Here is a 5,701-nt window from a genome sequence, read left to right on the forward strand (position 1 = left end):
GTTTCGGGTCGCGCACCAGCGCCCGGCCCATGGCGACGCGCTGGCGCTGGCCGCCGGAAAGCTGGCTGGGCTTGCGGTTGAGCAGGTGGCCGATCTGCAGGATCTTGGCGACCTTGTCGATCGCCGCCTGGCGCTCCGCCGCCGGCACGCCGCGCATCTCCATGCCGAAGGCGATGTTTCCGGCAACCGTCATGTTGGGGTAGAGCGCGTAGCTCTGGAACACCATGGCGATGTCGCGCTTCGAAGGGTGCAGATCGTTGATGGCGCGGCCATCGACGCGGATCTCGCCCTCGGTGATCTGCTCCAGACCGGCGATGGTGTTGAGCAGCGTGGATTTGCCGCAGCCGGACGGGCCGACCAGCACCAGGAAGCCGCCCTTTTCGAGCTCGACATTGATGCCCTTCAGGATCTCGACGCTCCCGAAGCGCTTCTTCAGCCCATCAATTTCCAGAAAAGCCATGGTCGTTCCTTCCGAATGGGGTCAGCCCTTGACCGCGCCGGCCATCAGCCCGCGCACGAAATAGCGGCCGGCGACGACATAGACGATCAGGGTGGGGAGCGCGGCGATCATCGCCGCCGCCATGTTGACATTGTATTCGACGACGCCGGTCGAGGTGTTGACGACATTGTTCAACGCCACAGTCATCGGCATCACGTCGCCGGAGCCGGCATAGGCGGAAGCGAACAGGAAGTCATTCCAGATGTTGGTGAACTGGTAGATCACCGTCACAACGATGATCGGCAGCGAATTGGGCAGCATGATGCGCCGGAAGATCTGGAAGAAGGAGGCGCCGTCGACCTGCGCCGCCTTGATCAACTCGGTCGGGAAGGCCTCGTAATAGTTGCGGAAGAAGAGCGTGGTGAAGCCCAGTCCATAGACGACGTGGACGAAGACCAGGTTCACCGTCGAATTGCCGAGGCCGAAATTGAACCCTGTCGCGTTCTGCAGCGTGACGCCGAAGCGTCCGAGGCTGCCGAGGATCGTCGCCATCGGCAATAGCACCGACTGGAACGGGATGAAACAAGCAAACAGCATCATTGCGAAGACCAGCGTGTGGCCGCGGAAGCGCCATTTGGTCAACACATAGCCATTCAGCGCGCCAAGCAGCGTCGAGATCAGCACTGCCGGCACGACCATCTTGATGGAGTTCCAGAAATAGCCTTTCATGCCGACGCAGGTCAGACCCGAGCAAACTTCACTCCACGCCTTTATCCATGGTGCGAAAGTCGGCGCATGCGGCAGCGATAGCATGTTGCCGTTCTGGATCTCGTCCATGGTCTTGAACGAGGTCACCAGCATGACGAAGAGCGGCATCAGGTAGAAGATCGCGAACAGGGCCAGCAGGCCGTAGATGACGATGCGATTGATCGCCTTGCTGCTCAGGCCGCTCGAAGCCTGGCGGGCGGGTGAAGTGACGGCGCTCATCGCGACTTCTCCCTGAGCTCGGAATAGAGATACGGAACAATGATGGCCGTGATGGTCATCAGCATGATCACGGCGCTGGCCGACCCGACCGCCATCTCGTTGCGCTTGAAGGTGAACTCATACATGAAATTGGACGGCAGCCAGGCCGAGCCGCCGGGGCCGCCGCTGGTCAGCGCGACGACCAAGTCATAGGACTTGATGGCCAGATGCGCGAGCACGATGAAGGCCGACAGGAACACCGGCCGCAGCAGCGGAATGACGATGCGGCGGTAAAGCTGGAAGGTGGATGCGCCGTCGATCTGCGCCGCCTTCATGATCTCGCCGTCGATGCCGCGCAGGCCAGCCAGGAACATCGCCATGATGAAGCCGGAAGCCTGCCAGACGCCGGCGATGACGACCGTGTAGATGACGAAATCCTTGTTCTTGATCCAGTCGAAATGGAAGCTCGTCCAGCCCCATTGGTGCAGCGTCTGCTCCAGCCCGAGGCCGGGATCGAGGAACCATTTCCAGGCGACGCCGGTGACGATGAAGGAGAGCGCCATGGGGTAGAGATAGATCGGCCGCAGCATGCCTTCGCCGCGGATCTTCTGGTCGAGAAGGATGGCCAGGAACAGGCCGAGCGCCAGGCAGATCAGGATATAGAGGAAGCCGAAAATGCCCATATTGGTGATCGAGGTGTACCAGCTCGACGGCGGATCGCTCTCGAAGGTCCAGCGCCACAGCCGCTGATAGGCGCGGGGACCGGTGATGGCGTAGGACGGGAAAGTCTTGGAATTGGTGAAGGACAGATAGATCGTCCACAGGATGAAGCCGTAGACGAAGACGATCGTCGCCGCGAAGCTCGGCGCCAGAACGATCTTCGGCAACAAATCCTGCAGCCGCGACCGTACCGACGCGCCGGGACGGGCGTCGTGCTCCGGTGTCAGCTTGATCTGGGTTTCGGCAACTGTGCTCATCGGCTTGTCCAGTTCCGGTTGGTCGGAAACCGCCCGGCGCGAAAACGCACCAGGGTTGTCCCACACCTTTTGTCGACAGGAGACCTCCCCCGCCGAAGCGGGGGAGACCTGAGTTCAAGCGATCCTTACTTGGCGTCGTCGATCGCCTTGACCAGCTCGGTCACGGCCTCGTCGGAGCTCTTGATCTGACCATGGACGAATTTCGACACGACGTCCTTGTAGGCGTTGGCGACGGCGGGCGGAGCGCCGTAGCCCTGCGCCAGCGAGCCGAACAGCGTGCCGCCTTCGTTGGCCTTCTTCAGGTCGGCGATGCCCTTCTTGCCGCAAGCGTCGAAGTCGGTGTCCGGCACGTCGGTGCGGGCCGGGACCGAACCCTTCACCACGTTGAAGGCCGACTGGAAGCTTTTCGACAAGGTGGCGGTGGCCAGCGCGACCTGGGCGGCCTTGCGATCCTCCGGCACGTTGAACATGCCGAACATGTCGGAGTTGTAGATCACCGAGCCGTCGGTGCCCGGGAAGCGGTAGCAGAGGAAGTCGGTGTCAGGGGTCTTGTTGGCGGCGTGGAACTCGCCCTTGGCCCAGTCGCCCATGACCTGAACCAGCGCGTCGCCCTTGATGACCATGGCGGTGGCGAGGTTCCAGTCGCGGCCCGAGAAGTTCGGGTCCACATATTTGACGAGCTTGGCGAGGTTGTCGAACGACTTCTTCATCGTGTCGGACTTGAGCGAGTCCTCATCGAGGTCGTTCATCGCCTTCTTGTAGAACTCCGGCCCGCCGGTCGACAGCACGACGGAGTCGAACATGGTGGCCTCCTGCCAGTTCTGGCCGCCCAGGGCGAGCGGGATGACGCCCGCAGCCTTGGCCTTGTCGAGCAACGCCACGAAGTCGTCGAAGGTCTTCGGCTCGGTGCCGCCGATCTTGTCCATCACCGCCTTGTTGATCCACAGCCAGTTGACGGAGTGGACGTTGACCGGTGCGGCCACCCACTTGCCGTCATAGACCGAGAATTTCTGCAGGGCGGCCGGAACCGACTTGTCCCAGCCTTCCTTCTTGGCGGTCTCGGTCAGGTCGCCCATGACGCCGGCGGCGGCATAGTCGAGCACGGTGTAGCCCAGCATCTGCGAGGCGGTCGGGTAGTTGCCGGCCGCGACCATCGCCTTCAGCGCGGTCATGGCGGCGTCGCCGCCGCCGCCGGCCACCGGCACGTCCTTCCAGGCAAAGCCTTCCTTGGCCAGATCCTGCTTCAGCACGTTCAGAGCTGCCGCTTCGCCGCCCGAGGTCCACCAATGCAGCATCTGCACTTCCTTGACGTCCGCGGCATGCGCCGAGAACGCAAAGCTCGTCGCAAGAGCCGTTCCGATAAACAGTTTGCGCAACATGTACTACCTCCCTTGTTGCATACACATAACCGGCGGGTGTCCGCCGGCGTCTCCCAACTCAGCCGACCCACCAACCGGTACGCTGGCCGCGATGAAACTGGATGGTCTTTTCCTCGGTATAATCCTCGACAGCGCGTTTGCCGAGTTCGCGTCCCAGACCGGACTGCTTGTAACCCCCGAAAGGCAGCTCTGGGTAACCTTCCATGAACGTGTTCACCCAGACCGTCCCCGAACGCACACCGCGCGCCACCGACATGCATGTGTCGATGCTGGCGCTCCACACCCCTGCAGACAAACCATAGGGCGTGTTGTTGGCAATGTGCAATGCCTTTTCAATCGTTTCAAAAGTGAGCACGGACAGCACCGGACCGAACACTTCCTCGCGCGCGATCGCCATGTCTTCCGTGACGTTACGGACGATAGTCGGATCGAGATATTGGCCGGCGTTGGATTGAAGCCGGGTGCCGCCGGCGAAAACGCTGCCGCCGTCAGTTTGCGCCGCCGCAACATAGCCGGCTACCCTTTCCATATGATCGGCCGAGATCATGGCGCCGACCTTGGTGCGGTTGTCGAGCGGATCGCCGACGCGGACCTTTTCAGCCAGCGCCTTGACTGCGCCAAGGAAGTCGTCGGCGATCGCCTCATGCACGATCAGGCGGCTGCCGGCATTGCAGCATTCGCCGGCGTTGAAGAAGCCGCCGAACACCGCGGCGTCCGCCGCCGCTTCGAGGTCGGCGTCGGGGAAGACGATCTGGCCGTTCTTGCCGCCGAGTTCCATCGAGACCTTCTTAAGCGAATTGGAGGCGGCGGCCATCGTCATCTTGCCGACACGGGTCGAGCCGGTGAAGGAGACCATCTCGACCAGCGGATGGCTGACCATCGGCGCGCCGATATCCGAGCCGTAGCCGGCGAGGATGTTGACGGCGCCGGGGGGCAAGCCGGCTTCGAGCAGGATGTCGCCAAGCACGAAGGTCGAGGCCGACGTCATTTCGCTGGGCTTCACCACAGCCGTGCAGCCGGCGGCGAGCGCGAAGGGCAGTTTCTGGCTGACGATCAAGAAGGGGAAGTTCCACGGCGTGATGATCGAGACGACTCCGATCGGTTCGCGCAGCACCACGCCCAGCATATCGTCGCCGAGATTGGCGTAGCTTTCGCCATGCAGCGTGCGGGCGAGCGAGGCGGCATAGCGCCAGATATCGACGGCGCCGCCGATCTCGCCGCGCGCCTGGGCGATCGGCTTGCCGGATTCCAGCGCGTCGAGCCGGGCGATCTGTTCCAGCCGGCTTTCTATCAGGTCGGCGGCCTTGAGCAGCACCGCGGCGCGCTCCGAGGCCTTCATGCGCGGCCAGGGTCCGGTTTCGAAGGCCCTGTGCGCGGCCTGCACAGCGGCCTCGACTTCCGCGGCGCCGGCCTGGGCATAGCGGGACACGACAAAACCATGGCCGGGGCTGGCGCGCTCGATGCTGCGGCCGTCGCTGGCGTCGACATGCTTGCCGCCGATCAAGAGCTTGTAGGGCTGCGGCGCCTGGGACGCTTCGGCCGGCATGGCAATGTTGAGCGGTGCGTTCATCATGTCTTCTCTAGGATCTCGAAAAGGCCGGCTTCTGCCTGGCCTTGAAGGCGCCGACGCCGGCTTTGAGGTCGCCCGTCAGCGCAATGAAGCCGCTGGCCAGCGCCTCGGTCGCGGCTGCGTCTTCCTCGCCCTCGGCAACGCCGATCATCAGCTTGGCGGCCTCGGTCGCCAGCGGGCCGCGCTCGGCGATCTTTTCGGCCCAGCTTCTGGCTTCGTCGAAAGCCTTGCCGGTTTCGACCAGCCGGTCGACGATGCCGTCCGCCAGCGCGTCGGCCGCCAGGAAAATCTCGCCGCCAATCGCCATCCGGCGCACGATCTGTGCACCGAAACCTCTATCGGCGTCGTTCCCGGATGGTCGGGCACGCAA

6 protein-coding genes are annotated in these 5,701 nt (G+C 63.2%); all 6 read right to left on the reverse strand.

Going from position 1 to position 5,701, the window contains the following annotated elements; genetic code table 11:
- Nucleotides 1–460 (reverse strand): ABC transporter ATP-binding protein (locus EOA27_RS19155; RefSeq protein ID WP_145970417.1); only part of this gene is annotated, 460 nt, incomplete at its 3' end.
- Between the two features lie 21 nt (nucleotides 461–481).
- Complete coding sequence (locus tag EOA27_RS19160) at nucleotides 482–1,426, reverse strand: carbohydrate ABC transporter permease (RefSeq protein WP_126081445.1); 945 nt, start codon at nucleotides 1,424–1,426, stop codon at nucleotides 482–484.
- Nucleotides 1,423–2,382: a sugar ABC transporter permease gene (locus EOA27_RS19165; protein WP_126081446.1), complete on the reverse strand. Its 960-nt coding sequence runs from the start codon at nucleotides 2,380–2,382 to the stop codon at nucleotides 1,423–1,425. Before EOA27_RS19165 ends, EOA27_RS19160 begins: the two co-directional genes overlap by 4 nt.
- 125 nt (nucleotides 2,383–2,507) lie before the next feature.
- Nucleotides 2,508–3,761, reverse strand: coding sequence for an ABC transporter substrate-binding protein (locus EOA27_RS19170; protein ID WP_126081447.1), 1,254 nt, complete (start codon nucleotides 3,759–3,761; stop codon nucleotides 2,508–2,510).
- A gap of 58 nt (nucleotides 3,762–3,819) precedes the next feature.
- A complete protein-coding gene (locus EOA27_RS19175) occupies nucleotides 3,820–5,331 on the reverse strand; it encodes an aldehyde dehydrogenase family protein (protein WP_126083726.1) in 1,512 nt (503 codons plus the stop codon).
- A 10-nt stretch (nucleotides 5,332–5,341) separates the two neighbouring features.
- The coding region (locus tag EOA27_RS19180; RefSeq protein WP_145970418.1) for an enoyl-CoA hydratase-related protein at nucleotides 5,342–5,701 on the reverse strand (360 nt) is incomplete at its 5' end.

It is taken from the genome of Mesorhizobium sp. M2A.F.Ca.ET.037.01.1.1 (genome assembly GCF_003998075.1).
In the GTDB taxonomy this organism is placed as follows: domain Bacteria; phylum Pseudomonadota; class Alphaproteobacteria; order Rhizobiales; family Rhizobiaceae; genus Mesorhizobium.

Excerpts from the sequence above, each read along its gene's own strand:
- EOA27_RS19160 (WP_126081445.1), bottom strand. The coding sequence starts at position 1,426 with ATGAGCGCCGTCACTTCACCCGCCCGCCAGGCTTCGAGCGGCCTGAGC.
- EOA27_RS19165 (WP_126081446.1), bottom strand. The coding sequence starts at position 2,382 with ATGAGCACAGTTGCCGAAACCCAGATCAAGCTGACACCGGAGCACGAC.
- EOA27_RS19170 (WP_126081447.1), bottom strand. The coding sequence starts at position 3,761 with ATGTTGCGCAAACTGTTTATCGGAACGGCTCTTGCGACGAGCTTTGCG.
- EOA27_RS19175 (WP_126083726.1), bottom strand. The coding sequence starts at position 5,331 with ATGAACGCACCGCTCAACATTGCCATGCCGGCCGAAGCGTCCCAGGCG.